General features: G+C 37.2%; 10 protein-coding genes and 1 tRNA gene. 3 read left to right on the forward strand and 8 right to left on the reverse strand.

The features are described 5' to 3' along the window. The first annotated feature begins 1 nt into the window (after position 1). Both AC59HC_RS22350 and AC59HC_RS22355 read left to right on the forward strand, forming a co-directional pair. Positions 2-75: transfer RNA gene (locus tag AC59HC_RS22350), tRNA-Arg, on the forward strand. 867 nt (positions 76-942) lie between these two features. Next, on the forward strand, positions 943-2,418 hold the full coding sequence (locus tag AC59HC_RS22355) for a tetratricopeptide repeat protein (RefSeq protein WP_343643491.1): 1,476 nt from the start codon (positions 943-945) through the stop codon (positions 2,416-2,418). Between the two features lie 132 nt (positions 2,419-2,550). On the opposite strand, the gene AC59HC_RS22360 is transcribed toward AC59HC_RS22355, so the two are convergent. From AC59HC_RS22360 to AC59HC_RS22395, 8 genes are all read right to left on the reverse strand, one after another. After that, positions 2,551-3,390 carry an SH3 domain-containing protein gene (locus tag AC59HC_RS22360; RefSeq protein ID WP_496559400.1) on the reverse strand — a complete coding sequence of 280 codons (840 nt, stop codon included), beginning with the start codon at positions 3,388-3,390 and terminating at the stop codon, positions 2,551-2,553. A 25-nt stretch (positions 3,391-3,415) separates the two neighbouring features. Continuing rightward, positions 3,416-4,243 carry a 50S ribosomal protein L11 methyltransferase gene (gene prmA, locus AC59HC_RS22365; protein ID WP_110010825.1) on the reverse strand — a complete coding sequence of 276 codons (828 nt, stop codon included), beginning with the start codon at positions 4,241-4,243 and terminating at the stop codon, positions 3,416-3,418. A 442-nt stretch (positions 4,244-4,685) separates the two neighbouring features. Further along, a complete protein-coding gene (locus AC59HC_RS22370; RefSeq protein ID WP_496559401.1) occupies positions 4,686-5,399 on the reverse strand; it encodes a 3-ketoacyl-ACP reductase in 714 nt (237 codons plus the stop codon). Between the two features lie 353 nt (positions 5,400-5,752). Further along, a complete protein-coding gene (locus AC59HC_RS22375; protein ID WP_496559407.1) occupies positions 5,753-7,315 on the reverse strand; it encodes a calcineurin-like phosphoesterase C-terminal domain-containing protein in 1,563 nt (520 codons plus the stop codon). A gap of 63 nt (positions 7,316-7,378) precedes the next feature. After that, the gene (locus tag AC59HC_RS22380; RefSeq protein ID WP_343643488.1) at positions 7,379-8,827 is read right to left on the reverse strand and encodes a SusD/RagB family nutrient-binding outer membrane lipoprotein; all 1,449 of its coding nucleotides are present in this window, start codon (positions 8,825-8,827) and stop codon (positions 7,379-7,381) included. 10 nt (positions 8,828-8,837) lie between these two features. Continuing rightward, positions 8,838-11,801, reverse strand: coding sequence for a SusC/RagA family TonB-linked outer membrane protein (locus tag AC59HC_RS22385; RefSeq protein ID WP_496559402.1), 2,964 nt, complete (start codon positions 11,799-11,801; stop codon positions 8,838-8,840). Between the two features lie 475 nt (positions 11,802-12,276). Next, complete coding sequence (locus tag AC59HC_RS22390; protein ID WP_202840920.1) at positions 12,277-13,023, reverse strand: glycerophosphodiester phosphodiesterase family protein; 747 nt, start codon at positions 13,021-13,023, stop codon at positions 12,277-12,279. Between the two features lie 167 nt (positions 13,024-13,190). Next, positions 13,191-16,274 (reverse strand): TonB-dependent receptor, encoded by a 3,084-nt coding sequence (locus tag AC59HC_RS22395; RefSeq protein ID WP_110011818.1) that lies wholly within the window; start codon positions 16,272-16,274, stop codon positions 13,191-13,193. Positions 16,275-16,598: 324 nt separating this feature from the next. Here AC59HC_RS22395 and ligA point away from each other — a divergent pair, with 324 nt between their 5' ends. Further along, the gene (ligA, locus tag AC59HC_RS22400) at positions 16,599-18,605 is read left to right on the forward strand and encodes an NAD-dependent DNA ligase LigA (protein ID WP_343643484.1); all 2,007 of its coding nucleotides are present in this window, start codon (positions 16,599-16,601) and stop codon (positions 18,603-18,605) included. Positions 18,606-18,624 lie beyond the last annotated feature (19 nt).

The following is an 18,624-nucleotide window of genomic DNA, read 5'->3' on the forward strand; positions in this document are numbered from 1 at the left end:
AGGGTGCGTAGCTCAGCTGGATAGAGCATCTGCCTTCTAAGCAGACGGTCAAAGGTTCGAATCCTTTCGCGCTCACATAAAGACTTATTGGAAACAGTGAGTCTTTTTTGTTTTTATTCCCTCAAACAATAATTACTGAATAGAGCATCCCGATTTGTAATCGGGACGGCAAAACTTCGAATCCTTTCGCGCTCATATAAGACTTTCGGAAACAGTGAGTCTCTTTGTTTTAATACCTACAATTACTCAAACGAAAAAAAAGAAATGGGACATCCGGATTCATCATTATTTATTGAAAATAAAAGTTTATTAACCGGATAACTTATCCTTCCTGTTGAAAAAATCAATGTATAGCTTATATAAGATATCTCATTGTAACCGTATAAGCCCATATGATTCTGATGTATTATTTGATTTATTGTTCATTTTTCATCAGTAAATCTATTTTATATTTATTTTAAAAGTAGGATTTGCAGTATTAATTCTTAGTAAAAAACACAGGTAAAGAATGACTTACTCTTATTAATAAATTATTTTTTATTTCTTGTTAACGTCTTTGCGCAAAAGCAAACACAACAACCACACCATAACAAAGCCTATCTACAGTGCTTACAAACTATTAACATACATCATGCATACAACATAATAAACAACTCTACATATAGCACAAAAACAAAATGATGTATTTATGATGTATTCAATTATTCTTCCTGTTTGTTTTTTTTTTTGAAATTGCAGACAAATTACTGATTCTAAAGCACAAATAGATCAAAAAACCTTTATGATGCCTACAGGTGGGATTAATAGTCCCACCCGTTTTTTTAAACGGCATTATGCTGAATGACAAGAATCAATACACTGCAGATTATATAGATTATATCTTAATGAATTTATTTTATCATGTATCCATCTCATTCCTGTATTATCTTTAATTCTATAGCCATGAACACATTGAAAAACTTTAACAGGATAATCTATTGCCTGATTTTTACATTTTGTTGTTCTAAACTATTTCCACAACGCTATACTATACACCAAATAGATACTTTACTTATAAAAACCAATGAAGAACTCAGGACAAAATTATCTAACAAAGATCTTATCATCTGGAATCAAAAAATTATAAAATCCGCCATTAAGAATAAATATCCTAAGGGAGAAGCATGGGGTTATGCCAATATTGCGAATCGTCTATGGTTGACGGGAGAATTTAAAAAGGCTCTGGAATATCTGAGCTATGCGGAAAAGAAATCGAAAAAGATTAATGATGGCTTTCTTACCGGTAAAATCAATCAGGAGTATTCACAAGTCTATAACAGAATGAATCTACCCAAAATGGCTTTAGATTATAATTTAAAAGCCATGAAATATGCTTTAAGATTAAAAAAAGATAATCAGGACTGCCGTTTTTTCTTACGGTATGTCTATTCAACCCGGGCGGTTTATTTCAGCGGAACTCAACAGCTGGACTCATCACTTATCTATCTCCATAAAGCTATGAAAATTGATCCCAATCCTTTAGATATAGCCCATATAGCAAGGCATTATACAATATACAAGTGGAATTTAGATTCAGCCAACTCTTATTTTAAAAAAGCCTTTGACCTGTTAGAAACCCAAAGGTTTAAGCATAATAAGTACCAAACAGCAGTAGCCTTATATGATTATGGCATTTTTATGCAGGTACAGAAAAAAAATAACGAGGCTATTAATGCTTTCAGCCAATCTGTTAAACTGGCAAAAGAAGTAGACAGACCTCAGCTGGTTTTAAATGATTACAGATTGCTTGCCTCGGTGTACAAGGCGCTAAAAAAAACTGACAAAGAAGTTGAATATTTAAATAAAGCAGCCTCACTAAATGATAGTATATACAATAACCTAAGCAGTGCTATCACATTATCTTTCAATAAAATAACTAAAGAAGATGAGGAAGAAAAAATGAAAGCTAAAAATCAAGCAGTTTTATGGTATGGAGGGATTTCATTTGTAATCATTACTGTATTGTCTCTTTATTTTTATCAGCAGATTAAAAGAAAGAAAAAAAAGCTTGTAGAAAGCAAACAAATCATTCTTCAGCAGGAAGAAGAAACAAAAATTCTAAAAAGAAAGCTCAGTGAAAATCATGAGCAGATCATCCAGCTGGCAAAGAAAAACAGTGTTGGTTTTTTATCATTATTTCAGAAGACTTATCCTGAAGTCTGCCAGCAGCTTTTAAAAATCAATCCTCGTCTTTCTCATTCCGATTTATCTTTCTGTGCTATGATATGGTTAGGATTCTCTTCAAAAGAAATTGCACAATATTCTTCAATGGAGCATAGATCTGTACAAACAAAAAAATACCGTTTACGCAAAAAATTATACCTTGATGCAGAAAGTGATCTCTATCAATCTATCAAATCAATATCTGAAACCGAATAATTTTAGAGGGACACAAACAGCTGTTTTTACTAATTAATAAATATGATGGTGGTTATCTGCAAACGGGTTTCATCATGACATTATACTAAAATCCCTCAACCGTAATTGAGGGATTTTAATTACATTCTGATTTTATTTCAGTCTGTATGTATTTCCATTCCAAAGGTAAGTTTTGGAAGAATGTTTTTTCTTCTCTTTGTCTTTCTCGTCTACTTCCATATCTTCCACTTTTAAGATAAATGCATTGGGAATTCCTCCTTTATCATTTGGAAAAATATATTCTTCACTGTGATAAAAAACACCGGCATCCCCTACATTCATTAATTGCGGAAGAGTAATAAGTTTTTTATCCTTAAAAAGAACGTACTGATCATAGCCGGCAATTCCACAGGCTTCTCCGGAAACTGAAGCTTTAAGAGTAAATTCTACATTTTGAAGCTTGTGGCTGCTTTCAATATTAAAAGATGCTGAACTCAGTTCTTCTCCTTTTCCTGTATCAAAATACACCTCATCAAGGAGCATACTTCCTTCCAATACTTTTATTCCGGCAATATTCTGCTTTTCAGTCTCATTGAATTCTTTGTTCTTCCTGTCAATTGTTTTGGAAAGCCCAAAAAGGAAATCGTACCCGTTTTTATTGCGGTATCCTACACAAAGATTACCCCCCCAAATATATCCTTCCACTGTATTTTCACCTTTCTGATATGATATTTTATACCAGTTGGCAGCTCTTTCTCCCAATTTCAGAACGCCTTCTTCTTTTTTCAGAATCATTATCTGCTGATTGGTCTGAAGTGAATCTACAATCTGGGCATTTACTGTGGGATCTAATCTCACCCGGGTCCAATCTGTAAAGATCTTCTGCGTTTTATTTTCTTCGAAACCAAAGATACCATCTGCATATACTTCATTTTCCTGAGCTGTAAAAAACTGCAGCATCAGTAAAAGTAAAGCTGTCCATAGAGTTTTCATATTCGTATTTTGTTTTTTTTGTGTGTTATTTTTCAAGCAGAAGACTTACCCATTCTTCACGCTGCAACTTCTTTTTAAGCTCTAGTCCGCTCTCTTTACATACTTCCAGAATATCATCTACATCAAAGAAGCAAAGGCCTGAAAGTAATAATTTTCCACCGTCATTCAATACCGAAACATAGGTTGGGATATCTGAGATCAGGATATTTCTGTTGATATTGGCTAAAATGATATCGTAATTCTCTTTCCCTAAATTTTCTGCAGTTCCCTGTTCGATATCCAGTTCTACATTATTTCTTACTGCATTTTCTTTTGAGTTTTCTACTGACCATTCATCAATATCGATTGCTTTGGTATCTCCAGCTCCCTGCTGTTTTGCATAAATGGCTAATACTGAAGTTCCGCATCCCATATCCAATACTTTTTTACCCTTGAAATCAATATCCATCATTTGCTGGATCATCAAATGGGTTGTAGGGTGATGTCCTGTTCCGAAAGACATTTTTGGCTGAATGATAATTTCATGCATTCCCGGTACAGATTCGTGGAACTCTGCTCTGATCAATACTTTATCATCTATATTAATTGGAGAAAAATTCTTTTCCCATTCTTCGTTCCAGTTGATGTTCGGCATTTCTTCGAAAGAATATTCGATTTTTACGTTTTCGTTTTCAAAGATCGGAAGTCCTTTCAACTGATCTTCGTGAAACAAATCTGTCTGGATATATCCTAAAATTCCGTCAATTTCTTCTGTAAAGCTGTCAAAGCCTATTTCTATAAGCTCTGCCATTAATATCTCATTCCAGGGTTGTAATGGAGAAATTTTGAAATTGAATTCTAAATAATTTTGCATGTGAATAATTTCTGCAAAAATACTAATGTTATTACTGTTAAAAAAATGATGGAGTCATTTTTGGCGGAAACCGGGGAGTTTTATGTTTTTTAAATTGTGGATGTGGTAAAAAAGTTTATTTGTGAATTTTTTCTCCCACAAATTATACGGATGACACAGATGATTGCATCGTATTTTCAATAGAGGCGGGTTTTAGCCCGTCTTCAAAATCATGACAAATTTCCATTGGCTTCAGCCAAAACGTATTTTTTCTATCCTAAAGGCTATGTAGATTTTTTGAAATGCGAAAGATTCTAAGTTTTGGCTAAAATTTAAATAGAAACATAAAAAATAAAGCGGGCTAAAGCCCGCTCCTATTGAATTTTATTGTTCATGAGAAGAATTCTTGTTAACAGCTTTAGACTTTAAACATTAAACTCTGAACTTTAAATTTTTAAATCTCTTAAGGATTCGTAGAGAAAATAGAACCGTTAGCGATCAGCGCTCTTCTGTTCATTTTGAGAATATCTCTTACCCATTCTGCGAAATCTTCCGGTTGTAATACTTTGTCAGGATTTCCGTCTGTAAGACCGCCCTGGATGCTCATATCTGAAGCAATTGTACTTGGAGTCAAGGTGATGACACGGATATTTTGTTTTCTCCATTCTGCCATCATGGATTGAGAAAGAGATACTACGGCTGCTTTTGAAGCGGCGTATGCAGACATATTCGGTCCCCCTTTCAGCCCTGCAGTAGAAGCTACGTTCACGATATCACCTTCTCCTTTAGCTTTCATAAATGGATAAGCTGCCTTAGCTGCATAATACACCCCGAAAAGATTGGTTTTAATCACCTGTTCCCATGTTTCAGAAGGCATTTCTTCGATCGAACCAAAGTCTCCGATTCCTGCGTTGTTGATCAGGATATCAATACCTCCCAACTGCTCTGCTAAAGATTCTATTCCAGCTTTCACCTGAATTTCATTGTCTACAGAAAATACGGCATATGCTGAATGTACTCCTGATTTTTTGATTTCTTCAACCGTCATTTTAAGGTTCTCTTCGTTTCTTCCTGTAATGGCAACGTTTACTCCTTCATTGGCTAAAGCTAATGCTACGGCTTTTCCTAGTCCTCTTCCACCACCTGTTACAATGGCATTTTTTCCGTTTATATTCATAGTAATGATACTTTTCTTGATACAAAGTTACGAAAGAACATTTTTACGAAGCATTGAAAGCATAGATTTAACTTATATTTTATTTAACCACAAAAGTCACAAAAGATGATTAACATTGAGAAATTTAAAGTTGTAATCACTCTTCATAAAAGTTCACATAAAATGAAAACATATATTTTTTTATATAAAATCTAAGTGTACTTTATTAAACTTAAAATTATAGCTTAAAAAAATTGTGTTTTTAAAAACTTTTGTGACTTTTATGGTTTATCTCAACCTCGATAAAAATTAAAACCGGCTCATAAGAACCGGTTTCAAATCTAAAAAAAGGTATAGTAAAAAAAATAAAAAGCTTAAGGAATCTGGATGGCGTTCTGAACTTCAAATTCTTCTGAAGCTGAGAATTCATTTCCATACATGTCTACAGCTTTCACCTCAACTTTGTGTTTTCCTAATGCTAATTTCTTAGGAAAATCCGCTTCCCAGATATGCTTTGACATTTCAGGATTAGAAGGTCTTCTGCCCGGAAGAATTTTCTCTGTAGAATCCCATTTGAAAACAGAAAGAGCAAAATTCGGGTCGATGGTTTCGTCATATTCCATTTCCTCCCATTTTCCACCATCTATTCTGTATTCCACTTTGTCTTTTCTGCTTCCCATAAAGAAGTTAGCCAGTACTTTGGCAGAAGTTCTTGAGGAAGGAATTACTTTCGGAACATATAATTTGATCTGATAGTCTTCCGGTTTTCCGGCTGTTCTGTATTTTACTTTATACTGATTGTCTGTAAAGCTGATGAAAGAATATCCTTTTGCGGTTCCGTCTCTCATGGTTGAGGTAGGAAGTCCGGCATCATCCGGTGTTCCTGAGTACCAGTCGCCGCAGGTAGTTCCAACATTATATTCGTGTAATTCTTTTATTCCGTTCCAGCCTGCTTTTTTGCCGTAGAAAATCTGCTGCTGAATATGGGTATGTGCTGATAATAGCAATACATTCCGGAAAGGATTTAAGAAATCAAATAACTTCTGACGGTCCGCATTTCTGAAGTTGTCTTCATTGTTATGTTCCAACGGAATATGGAAAGAAATGACGATCAGTTTGTTCTTATCAACCAGTTTCAGATCGTTTTCAATAAACTGAAGCTGGTCTTCACGGAATCCGCCCCAATATCCTTTACTGTCTCTCGGATCCGGATAAAGAATATCATCCAGAATGATGAAGTGTACATTACCATAATTGAAAGCGTAATTGGCCGGACCAAAGTTCGATTCAAATGTTTCATCAGAAAGCTTGTCTTCCTTTGCATCATAATTCATATCATGATTTCCCATCACATTATACCAAGGCAGCCCGACTTCTTTCATAACGTCTGCATAAGGTTTCTGAAGGCTTAGATTATCACCTACCAAATCTCCCAGACTGATTCCCAGTACTGCATTTTTCTTGGTATTTTTCACTTCGTTTACGATTCCTCTTTTGAAGTAATCCAGTTCTTTTTCTGTGTAAGGCTGAGGATCACCGAAAACAAGGATGTCAAAATTTTTGTTTTCGTTTTGCTTATAAAGCGGGAAGTTCAGTTCTTTGGGAAGGTCTCCTGTGGGAGCAACTCCTTTGTATTTAAAATCTGCAGGGGATCCATTGGGTTTATGATGATAATAAAACTGTGGAAGATTGTTTGTATTTAAAGCTGTCTGATACCCTGAAGGTTTGATGACAAAAATACTCTGATCTTCCTGAACCGGAAGACTGTATCTACCGTTTTTATCCGTAAGAACTACCTGAACACCATTAGAAACGGCTACTCCTTCAATTCCTTTTTCGCGGTTTTCTTTCTTTTGGTTTTTGTTACTGTCTTCATATACATATCCAGACACAGAAGCTTGTGAGAAAGCCATTGCTGAAACCAGCATACAAGGCATGATGTATTTTATATTGATACTCATTTTTTTAATTTTTAAATTATTTTAATCTTTAAATCACAATTATTTATTCCACCACATTTTCACATTGATATTGTCTCCTCCCATTGATTGTACGGCTGCATTATAGTTATCCGCATTCATTACTTTTGTAGCGGTAGGATACATGAATCTCACAGGCATCTGTCCGCCGTTCTGAAGTCCGCCGTTATTTGGAAGTGCCGGAAGTTTCGTACGTCTGTACTCATACCATTGCTGATGATCAACAAAAAACAGGGAAATGTATTTCTGAAGCATAATTTTTTCCAGAGAACCGTCATACGCCACTTTAGGATTACTGAAGTAATTGGCAGGAACTGTTGCTCCCCATTGTTCGATTATAGATTTCACCCCGGTTTCGTAATAGGTCTGCTGATTTCCTGCAATAATTCCTTTATTAACCAATTCTGCCAGAATAAACTGTACTTCAGAATAGGTCATGATTAAAATCTTTAAAGGTGCTTTCGCCAGGTTCTGGTTCAGGTTGGAAGGCTGATAGTTGAAAGATGTTCCCAACGCATATCCTGATGGAGCTCCTTTATAACCAAGATCTTCTCCTGATGTTGCTTTAGCTTTAGTGAAGAACATGCTCAGTCTTGGATCATTATTATCTTTCATGGCATTCACAAAGAATTCACCTGCTGCCCTGTACGCTGTAAAATCCTGCGGACGGGCGATCGGCGGTAAGTAAGGAGATATTCCGGAAAGCGGCAGCACTGCACTGTCTGTATTATTCTGGAAAATTGGGTATTGTGCCGGATTATTGATAATTTCCTGAATTCTTTCATACACATTCACTTCTCCGTTCCGGCTTAGAATTCTGGTCAGTAACCTTAATGATAGAGAGTTACAGAATTTTTTCCATCCTAAAATTCCGGTCTGACTATTTGTATTGGCGCTATAAAACAGATCTGTTTCCGTTAATGCCTGATTGGTATTGAATAACGAGTTGGCTGTTTTCAGGTCATTTAACAGCTGGATATAAACATCTTTCTGCTTATCATATTTTGGTTTTAAAATATTTTCTTCAACTCTTAATGCTTCAGATAAAGGGATATCCCCAAAAGCATCAGTAAGATTGGAGGCAATCCATGCGTTCAGGACCATTGAAATCGCCAGATAATTATTATTCTGTTCTTTTGTTGCATATTTTCTAAGATCGCTTACCTGCTTAAGCCATCTGTAAGAAGTATTCCAGTATCCGTTACCACTTTTTTCATCCATATAATATCTGCTGTAGGAATTTCCTTCGTTGGGAAAGTCTAAAGCGATCTGCATGATATCAAATGTAAAATCATCTGCCCTGTTATAGCCATAACTTCCCATTTCATACTGTATCGGAGCGAGAAGGCTGCCAACTGAAGGGTCTTTAACTTTACTGGTATCTGTATTCATTTCATCAAAGGTTCTGTCACAGGATTGAAGCATGAAAACAGAAACTGCCAATGTCAGATGTATGATTATTTTTTTCATTTTTAAAATTTTAGAATTTAAGATTTAACTGAAAACCAACTGTTCTTGCTGTCGGAAGCTGTCCCATTTCCACTCCCGGAGTGATGGTTGCATTGTCCAGTGTAGCCACTTCAGGGTCAAACATCGGGAACTTGGTCCACATCCATAAGTTCTTTCCGAAAATGGCAATGGTAAGATCATCCAGACCTATAGATTTTATGGTTTCTTTCGGGAAGGAATAAGCAATTCTTGCATCTCTGAGTTTAATAAAATCTGTACTGAAGCTATTGGTCTCCACATTGGCTCTCCTGTAATAATCTCCGTAATAAGAAGATACCAGTACTCCTTTTGTGTTGGGACTGAAGGAGCCATCAGGGTTCTGAACTACTCCGTCTCCTACAATCATTCCGCCAGGGTTGTCTCTTCCCGGAAGGGTCGATTTCAGCTTACCTTGTTCAGACATTTTATGATGTGACTGAGAATATGCAATACCACCATACTGACCGTCAAATGAGAAACTGATCGTAAAGTTTTTGATTTTGAAATCATTCTGAAGACCGGCCCTCCATTTAGGGAATGCATTTCCAACTTTTTCAATATCTGCGGGTCTCGCAGGAAGCCCGTTGTCTCCGTAAATTACTTTTCCTTCCGGGTTTCTTAATAATTTAAATCCATACATATCTCCCAGCGAACCTCCTACTTCCATTTTATAGAATACTACATCTCCTACGTTGGAAACAATGCCATCAAAGCCTTCAGGAAGGGTCATTACCCTGTTTTCGTTGGTAGACCAGTTTCCACCTACTTTCCATGAGAAATCTTTGCCTTTTACAGCTAAGATATCGGCAGAAAGTTCCAAACCTCTGTTTCGGATTTTTCCCGCATTAATGATCCTTTTGGAATATCCAGCTTCGGTGGGTAACGATACAGGGATGATCTGGTTTTCACTGAAATTCTGGTAGGCAGTAAGATTCAGGTTCAATCTGTTTTTGAAAAGGCTGAAATCCATACCGGCTTCTATATTGGTATTTTTCTCAGGTTTAAGGGTAGGATTATTAAAAGTGGTAGGTGCTACTACACTTCCTGTAATGTTGCTTGCTGTATAATAATTGTCCAAAAGATAAGGATCACTGTCAATCCCTACTTTTGCCCATGAAGCTCTCAGTTTCCACAAGTTCAGATTATTGCTTTTCAGATTAAAAATATCTGATAAAATGAAACTGGTACTCACCGAAGGATAAAAGAATGATCTGTTTTGCTTCGGAAGCGTAGAGCTCCAGTCGTTTCTTCCGGTAACGTCCACAAATACTTTATTGTCATATCCAAGGGTAAGCAAACCGTAAACACTGTCTACATGTTTATCTCTTGGTGCCGGATATTTAACCGGAATAGAAAGTGCATTGGTAAGGCTGTATTCTCCTGCTGTTTTCAGTCCGATGGCCTGATAATCATTCAGTAGATATTCATTATAGCGGATACTTCCTCCTGCTGAAGCTGAAATACTGAATTTATTCCAGTCTGCCTTATAAGAAAATAAAAGGTCGTTATTATATTCCTGGTTTTTGATAAACTGTTCTCTGTAGAAGCCTTTCAGGTAATTGGCAGAGCTCCACGGTCTTTTGGTCGTTCTTTTTTCGTTCAGGATTTCAATCCCTGACCTCAGCATTATACTGAAATTTTTATTAAACTGATAATCTGCTGTGATATTTCCTGTAATCGTCTTCTTTCTGACTCCATTCAACATTTCATAAGCAATCATATATGGATTGTCAATATAGGAGCTAAACGGATGGATTTGGTCAATTTGTTCCTGCCCCGGCTTCCAGATCGGCTTATACCACTCCAGATCCACATTGGGATTCTGGAAGATCATGAAATAGGAAATCGACTGATTGTTGTATCCCGTCGCAGGAAGGTTGTCACTGGTAGTAGTGTTATAAGCAAATTTTGTTGATATTTTTAATTTTTGGGTAAGCTGATGGGCAAAAGATAAGGCAAAATTGAACCTGTCAAAACCTGTATTCGGCATCATCCACTCGTTATTAAGGTAAGTAAGTGAAGATCTGAAGCTGGTTTTCTCGTTGGAGCTTTCTACCGAGATACTGTTCGAGTAAGTAGAACCTGTTCTCCAGAAACCTTTAATATTATTTTCATAAGGTCTCCACAATTGTCTTTCCTTGCTCTGCCCCATTACGTTAGGATCGTATTGGAAATAATATTGTCCGGCGAATTTAGGACCAAATGCACTACTGGTTCCTCCGGTACTTGGTCCATCAGGAGAAAGGCCATAAGAATAGTAAAAGTTTCCTGCTGTATTGGTGGCCAGTGTTCCCTGCCCGTATTCGTATTGCCAGTCCGGCCATTTCAATACGGAATCAAAGCTTGAGGAAGAGTTAAAAGTGACTCTCAGTTTTCCGTTTTTAGTTTTGCCGGATTTTGTAGTGATCATTAAGGCTCCATTGGCAGCGCGTGATCCGTATAATGCGGCTGCAGAAGCTCCTTTCAATACCGTTACGGATTCAATATCATCCGGATTGATGCTGTTCAATCCATTTCCAAGATCGATGGGAACATCGCCGCCGGAACCTGCTCCATAGGCTGCTGTACCAGAACCTGTGGTAGAATTCCCTAATGGCACTCCATCCACTACAATAAGAGCATAGTTGTGATCCATCATAATGGATTTTTCCCCTCTCAAAGTAATTCTGGAAGTTCCCAACGGTCCTGCTCCGGCGGTCTGGATTTTAAGGCCTGCCACCTTTCCTTCCATGGATTGCGCCCAGTTGTTGTTCTGGGTTTCTTCAAATGTTTTGGCATCTACTTTTTCGGCAACATACCCTAAAGCTCTGTCGTGCCTCTTGATTCCCAAAGCAGTTACAACTACTTCATCAATTCCTTTAATGGTGTCCTTTTTAGCTTTCTGCTGAGCTGCCAGATTAACGCTGACCAATCCTAACAGCGACAAAACCAACAGTTTTTGTGTCTCTTTACGCATTTCCTTTTTGTTTGCGCAAAATTAGAACGACATTACCAAGATGATCTTAACATAGTTTTAACGTTTCTTAAAAATTTATTAAACCATATGTTAATCCAGTCTTAACAACACTATTTAAACAACTAATAAACAAACACTTAAGCAATTAAGTATTTTTAATATGGTTTCCATACTGTATTTATGTACCTTTATTGTCTTGCATTGAGATAATACCAAACAAAACAATCAAACCACTGAATTACAGAATATTAAAATAAAAATTCAATCACCTGTTTCTTCATTCATTATCAAAAAGAAGTTCTCAGCTCCTAAAAAAAACAGCCTGCTTCCTTATAAGGGGCAGACTGTATAAATTTTTGGTTATTTGTGGAGATGGTTAAAAAATTTTGTTTGACCACCCCGTCAAAAATTCTTTGATTTTTGACACTCCTCCGGAGGAGGTCCTTCAGTTGCTATATTTCTGAAGATGTTAAATCTATTTATTCTTCAACTGATCAGGAATATTGGTTGTTACGAACCCGATTCCTTGTTTTTTCAATTCTTCATAAACAGCAACGTCATTTACAGTCCATGAATTGGTAATTAACCCTAATGCTTTTGCATCAGCAATCCATGTTGGGTTTTTCTGGAAGATGCTGTAGTGGTAATCCATACCGTCCAATCCTTCTTTTTTGATCTGCTCAGGAGACAGTTCACCGTTCAGATATTGTACTTTAAAAGACGGAGCCAGTTTTTTGATCTCTTTGCAGATATTAAGGCTGAAAGAAATAAACTCACTTTGAGATTCCAGCTTCATATCTTTAATCATTTTGATCGTTTTCTCCGTGATTTCATTTTCTATTTCCGGAGTTTTCGCTGGCTTGATCTCAACGATCAGCTTCAGAGATTTGTCTTTTTTTCCCTGTTTTAAATAATCTTTTAAGGTCGGGAATTTTTCTCCGTTGGATAATTTCAAGGCTTCCAGTTCTTTGAAAGGAGTTTCTGAAATTTCCATTTTACCATGGTGTTCATCATGATTGATCACCAATACACCATCTTTTGTCATTCTTACATCAAATTCAGACCCATATATTTTTAATTTCTGGGCATTTTCCAATGATTGAATTGAATTCTCTGTTGTTGGAGGCTGAGCCTGGAAATATCCTCTATGGGCAATAATCTGGGTTTGTGCTTTCATCATAACTGTACTTAAAACTGCTAACCCTAAGATAAAATTTTTCATAATATAATTTTAAATTATTAAAATAAAGTCGTGAAACTTCCTGATAAAGGTAGTTATTACAAAATAAAACCCAAAAGACATAAAAGATTTACTGATTAAAGCTAAGTGAGATTTACCATAGCCGGCTCAATTTCTTTTATGTCTTCAGTGGTTAAGAAAGGTAAAAGTTAGAAACTGTATTTCGCACCGATCTGGATCTGGTAAGGATTTCCTGTCAGAGGAACCAAACCGCCTCCACTTACGTTTTTGGTGTATTCGTACTGCATCGTGTCTTTATTAAACTTCGTCACTTTATACAGAGAAGTATTTCCATATGATTTGTTTACCCCCCATTCTTTGTTCAGAAGGTTGGCAACATTGAAAATATCTACGGAAAGTTCGAAAGCTCCCACTTTATCGAATTTAATTTTTTTCGCTACACGAACGTCCCAGACTCCATAGAAACCATTTTTACCACCATTACGTTCTGCAATTTTTCCGTTGTATTCAGTGATATAATCTTTCAGAGCCTGCCCTACCTGTGGATCATCCAAAATAGATTGGGTAAGATTCGGGAAGATAAAAGCAAGGTCGTTGGAATCTACGAAGTCTCCGTTGATATTTCCTCCTGTTGTTGCAGAGAAACGGGTTCCTCCAATTCCTGAATACCTGATTCCCAGTGTGAAGCCTGCAATGGTAGGAGAGTTTCCATAGATCACAACTTTATTTCTGAACTGGTTGTCAGAATAGGTCATTCTTAAATCTCTAGGATCACTCTGAATCATCGTAGACAATGTTGCAGAGTTGGCTACATTTCCGTTGTAAGAAGTATTGTCTTTAATATCAGACCATGTATAACTTGCGGTGATTTCTCCATCTTTCCAGTAACGGTAACTTGTATCGATTACGAATGAGAACTGGTTTACTTTACCATCGCTCACCAATTCCAGTACTCTTCCGAAATTATTATTGATTCTTCCCTGTTTCCAGTCGAAACTTACACTGTTATTAGCATTATTGGTAATAGCCCCTGTAGGAATAAATACACCTCTACCACCTTCGTTAGCCAGTGTAAAGAAAGGATTGGCCACCATGTTTCTGTCGTAATAATAGTAATTGTTTCTACCTAAAGCCATATATCCTGCAATTCCTGCTCTGAACCTTTCATTGAAGAAGTGGGTATAAGAAATATTGGCTTTATAAACGATCGGGATCTTTGCATCCTTACCGGTGTAGTTGATCGTTGGAATCTGCTTCTGAGAAAGGGACGGAACCGTATTGTAATCATCTCTATAGCTGTTGAAATCCGGGAACGGAACATCTTTACCCGTTACATCCACAGTAGCCAGATGTTTTCCATCAAATACAAGGTTATTGATGATCATATAATTGTTGATGTCGGAAGAGAAAATTCCGGCACCGAACTTCAGGAAGTCTTTATTTCCTTCATTGATGTTCCAGTCAAACTGGAATCTTGGCTGGATCACAAATGATTTGATCTGATTATCGGTTCTGATTCCCATTTCATCAAACAGTTTCTGGTTGAATTCCGCTTTCGGGTAACCACCGTAATCTAATCTCAAACCAGCCATTAAATCAAGTCCCTTAGCTACTTTGGTCTGGAATTGCCCATAAAGACCGATGTTCCAGATATTTGATCTGACAGACGGATCGGCCACCAAAGGAACCTCTCTATAAAATCTGTAAGGTGTCATGGTCTCAAAATTGCTCATTCCCTGGAAATGGAATCTTCCGTTCACCTCACTTCCGTATACCGATTTTGCTGTTGTATACATAAGGTCAGCCCCAAACGTATATTTTACCTTATCTGTATTATAGTATAGGTTATCTACAATCTGGAACACATTATTTCTGAAGCTTTCCTGAGCAAAGCGATGCCCTCCGATCTGAATATTCGTAGATCCCGCACTGGAAGAAACTCCTTCAACAATAGCTCTTGGTACAGGTTTTCCTAATTGATTGTTCTGGTAACTGTCCTGGAAAGTATAAAGATACTGCGCCTTTAATTCGTTGGTTAAGTTAGGTCTCAGATTTGATCTTAAGGTCAATAATAAACTGTTATCAAGATTTTTGTCATTTCCGTACGACTCAAAAAAATTGATATTGGTATTATCACCTAATCCGTTTTTGTTAAGATCGTAAGTAAAGTTATTTCTAAGCGTTAATAAATGCTTTTCATTAATCTGCCAGTCTAGACGTAAGAAACCGGCATCAGAGTTTCTCACTTTATCAAAAGTTCCGAATTGCGGGCTGCTTCCTACTCCATATTTAGCTCTTGCAATATCCAGGAACTGATTAAGCGTCTGCGTAGTTGTGTTGAATCTCTTCTCATCATCCGGAGATTTGATATCAGCAATCACTAAAGGTCTTGAATCCAACTGATGATCCCATGCTACGAAGAAGTGCAGTTTATTTTTAATGATCGGACCGCCTAATGAAAATCCGAACTGAGAAGTGGAGAAATCATTATTTCTTTTGTTTCCTCTGATATCATAAGGGCTGGAAAGCCAGTTTGTTCTTAAATATTCCCAGGCACTTCCGGAAAACTTATTGGTTCCTGATTTGGTAACAGCACTTACTGTTCCTCCTCCACTTCTTCCCAATGTAACATCATATTGGTTGGTAGTGATTTTGAATTCACGTACCGCTTCAATGGAAATGGAGAATGGTGCACCGCTTCGGCTCGTTGTTGATCCTGCAGAAGTAGGATTTTTTGCGGTCATCCCATCAATCGTAAAGTTGGTGGAAGATCCAAGCTGACCGGAAAGGTTTCCTCCTTTTCCGCTTAACGGAGACAGTTCCGTAAGATTGGTGAAGTTTCGTCCGTTCACCGGAAGCATGCTGATGTTTTTCGCAGAAATTGCGGTAGCTGCTCCCAGGTTTCCGATCTTGTTTTTAAGGTTTCCTGTAATTTTTACTTCCTCAATAGTCTTTTCGTTCCCCAGATCCATATTCACGGTCACCTGATCTCCAAAGTTGACATTATAGCCTTCTTTTTTATCATCATTGACAATAACCGTATAAGGCCCTCCAAGAGGAATTTCTTTAAAAATATATTCCCCTTTTGAGTTGGTTTCCGTTTCCGTTCTGAATCCTGTAGACTCATTCACGATCGTTACTTTCACTTTTTCCTGAGCCGTACTTCCCGGTCCGGTAACTTTCCCTACAATAGAAGCCTGCGTGGTCTGTGCATAAGCCATTGTCCCAAGCCCTAAAAACAATAATCCCAGTACAATCTTTACTTTTTTCATTTCTTCCGAAGATCTATATTATTAATTTTTTGATGTTAGCCCGGAAACCTCTTTGATTTTCACGATGATAGATCATTATGAGGTTTCTTTCAATCAGATGTGCAAAGGTATTTTGACTTTAAGAGCGGGGTGTTTAAGAAAGTTTTAACATTCTTTTAATTAAATCAGAACTTTATGTTAAATTACTTTAAACACGTGTTTTATTTTCTGTAAAACCAGTAGGTTAAGACATATTAAGCATTTTTAATTTTCCTGTACTATTTTATTCTGTTATTTTTTAAATGCAATTACTTTAGTTATTTTTGCTCAAAAGATAGAAAAGCAATGTCTGAAAACATTCAACAAAAGATAGAACAGCTCCGCAAAGAGCTTCACCAGCATAACGAAAACTACTACCAACTGGATACCCCTACCATTACAGATTATGAATTTGACATGCTTCTGGAGGAGCTACAGGATCTGGAAGCCAGGTACCCAGAGTTTTATGATGAAAATTCTCCCACTGTACGTGTGGGTGGTGGTGTTACCAAAGTTTTCCCCACAATTCAGCATAAATTCAGAATGTATTCCCTGGACAATTCCTATGATTTTGATGATCTGGAAGACTGGGAGAAACGAATCATCAAAACCATTGAAGATCCTGTAGAGTTTGTTGCTGAGCTGAAGTATGACGGTGCATCCATTTCTATCCTTTATGAAAACGGAAAATTGTCACAGGCAGTTACCCGTGGTGACGGTTTCCAGGGTGATGAGATTACCCCGAATGTACGTACCATTTCAGATATTCCTCTGACTTTAAAAGGTGATTTCCCTGCTCATTTTTTTATGCGTGGTGAAATTTATCTGACCAGAAAAAACTTTGACAAAATCAATAAACTTCGTGAGGAAGAAGGCCTTGATCCCTTCATGAATCCAAGAAATACGGCCAGCGGAAGTCTGAAAATGCAAGACAGTGCTGAGGTAAGAAAGCGTGGACTTTCTTCCGTATTATACCAGTTTATTTCTGATGAAGTTCCTGCGGAAACCCATTGGGAACTGCTTCAAAAGGCGCAGAGCTGGGGATTTAAAACGTCTCAGCAGGCCAAATTATGTAAAACAATGGCTGAGGTACAGGAGTTTATCACGTTCTGGGACACAGAACGTCATAATCTGCCATTTGAAATTGATGGTATTGTTTTAAAAGTCAACTCATTACAACAACAAAGACAGCTTGGCTATACGGCCAAATCTCCGCGTTGGGCTATGGCTTATAAATTTAAAGCAGAAAAAGTAGAGACAGAACTTCAGAGTGTCTCTTATCAGGTGGGAAGAACGGGTGCTATTACTCCTGTTGCCAACCTTAAACCAGTTTTATTGGCCGGAACCATTGTGAAAAGAGCTTCTCTGCACAATGAAGATATCATCAAAAAGCTGGATCTTCATGAACATGATTTCGTGTACGTAGAAAAAGGAGGTGAAATTATTCCTAAAATCGTAGGGGTAAACACAGATAAAAGAACGGAAGAAAGCAGAGAAATTGAATATATCAAACATTGTCCTGAATGTGGTACCGAGCTGGTAAAAATTGAAGATCAGGCCATCCATTTCTGCCCGAACGAGCTTCACTGCCCTCCACAGGTTGTAGGAAGAATGATTCATTATGTTTCCAGAAAAGCTTTGAATATTGATAATCTTGGAAGTGAAACTATTGAACAGCTGTACAGAGAAAGACTGATTGAAAATCCTGCTGACTTCTATACTTTAACAAAAGAACAGCTCCTTCCGTTGGAAAGAATGGCTGAAAAATCTGCCCAGAATATCATCACAGGAATTGAAAAATCCAAAGAGATTCCTTTTGAGAAAGTATTATACGGAATCGGGATCAAACATGTGGGAGAAACGGTTGCCAAGAAACTGGTAAAAAACTTCCCGACGATTGAAGAATTAAAGAATGCTACGGTAGAAGAGCTTTGTCAGGTAGAAGACATCGGAACTAAAATTGCAGTGAGTATTGTTGATTTCTTCCAGAATTCTGAAAACGTATTGATGATCGAACGATTGAAATCTTACGGAGTACAGCTTGAAAAAGGAGAAAGTACCAATGAGGTTCTATCCAATGTTCTGGAAGGAAAAACTTTCCTGTTCACCGGAAAATTGTCATTATTCACCAGAGAATCTGCTGAGGAAATGGTAGAAAAGCATGGCGGGAAAAATATTTCTGCGGTTTCAAAAAACCTCAATTATCTTGTAGTAGGTGAAAAAGCAGGAAGTAAGCTGAAAAAAGCTCAGGATATCGGAACAATTACGATTCTGGATGAGCAGCAGTTTCTGGATCTGATTGAAAAGCAGTAAAATTTAAAAATATTTTCAA

This window comes from Chryseobacterium sp. DZ-32 (genome assembly GCF_059587025.1).

Excerpts from the sequence above, each read along its gene's own strand:
- AC59HC_RS22355 (WP_343643491.1), top strand. The coding sequence starts at position 943 with ATGAACACATTGAAAAACTTTAACAGGATAATCTATTGCCTGATTTTT.
- AC59HC_RS22360 (WP_496559400.1), bottom strand. The coding sequence starts at position 3,390 with ATGAAAACTCTATGGACAGCTTTACTTTTACTGATGCTGCAGTTTTTT.
- prmA (WP_110010825.1), bottom strand. The coding sequence starts at position 4,243 with ATGCAAAATTATTTAGAATTCAATTTCAAAATTTCTCCATTACAACCC.
- AC59HC_RS22370 (WP_496559401.1), bottom strand. The coding sequence starts at position 5,399 with ATGAATATAAACGGAAAAAATGCCATTGTAACAGGTGGTGGAAGAGGA.
- AC59HC_RS22375 (WP_496559407.1), bottom strand. The coding sequence starts at position 7,315 with ATGCCTTGTATGCTGGTTTCAGCAATGGCTTTCTCACAAGCTTCTGTG.
- AC59HC_RS22380 (WP_343643488.1), bottom strand. The coding sequence starts at position 8,827 with ATGAAAAAAATAATCATACATCTGACATTGGCAGTTTCTGTTTTCATG.
- AC59HC_RS22385 (WP_496559402.1), bottom strand. The coding sequence starts at position 11,801 with ATGCGTAAAGAGACACAAAAACTGTTGGTTTTGTCGCTGTTAGGATTG.
- AC59HC_RS22390 (WP_202840920.1), bottom strand. The coding sequence starts at position 13,023 with ATGAAAAATTTTATCTTAGGGTTAGCAGTTTTAAGTACAGTTATGATG.
- AC59HC_RS22395 (WP_110011818.1), bottom strand. The coding sequence starts at position 16,274 with ATGAAAAAAGTAAAGATTGTACTGGGATTATTGTTTTTAGGGCTTGGG.
- ligA (WP_343643484.1), top strand. The coding sequence starts at position 16,599 with ATGTCTGAAAACATTCAACAAAAGATAGAACAGCTCCGCAAAGAGCTT.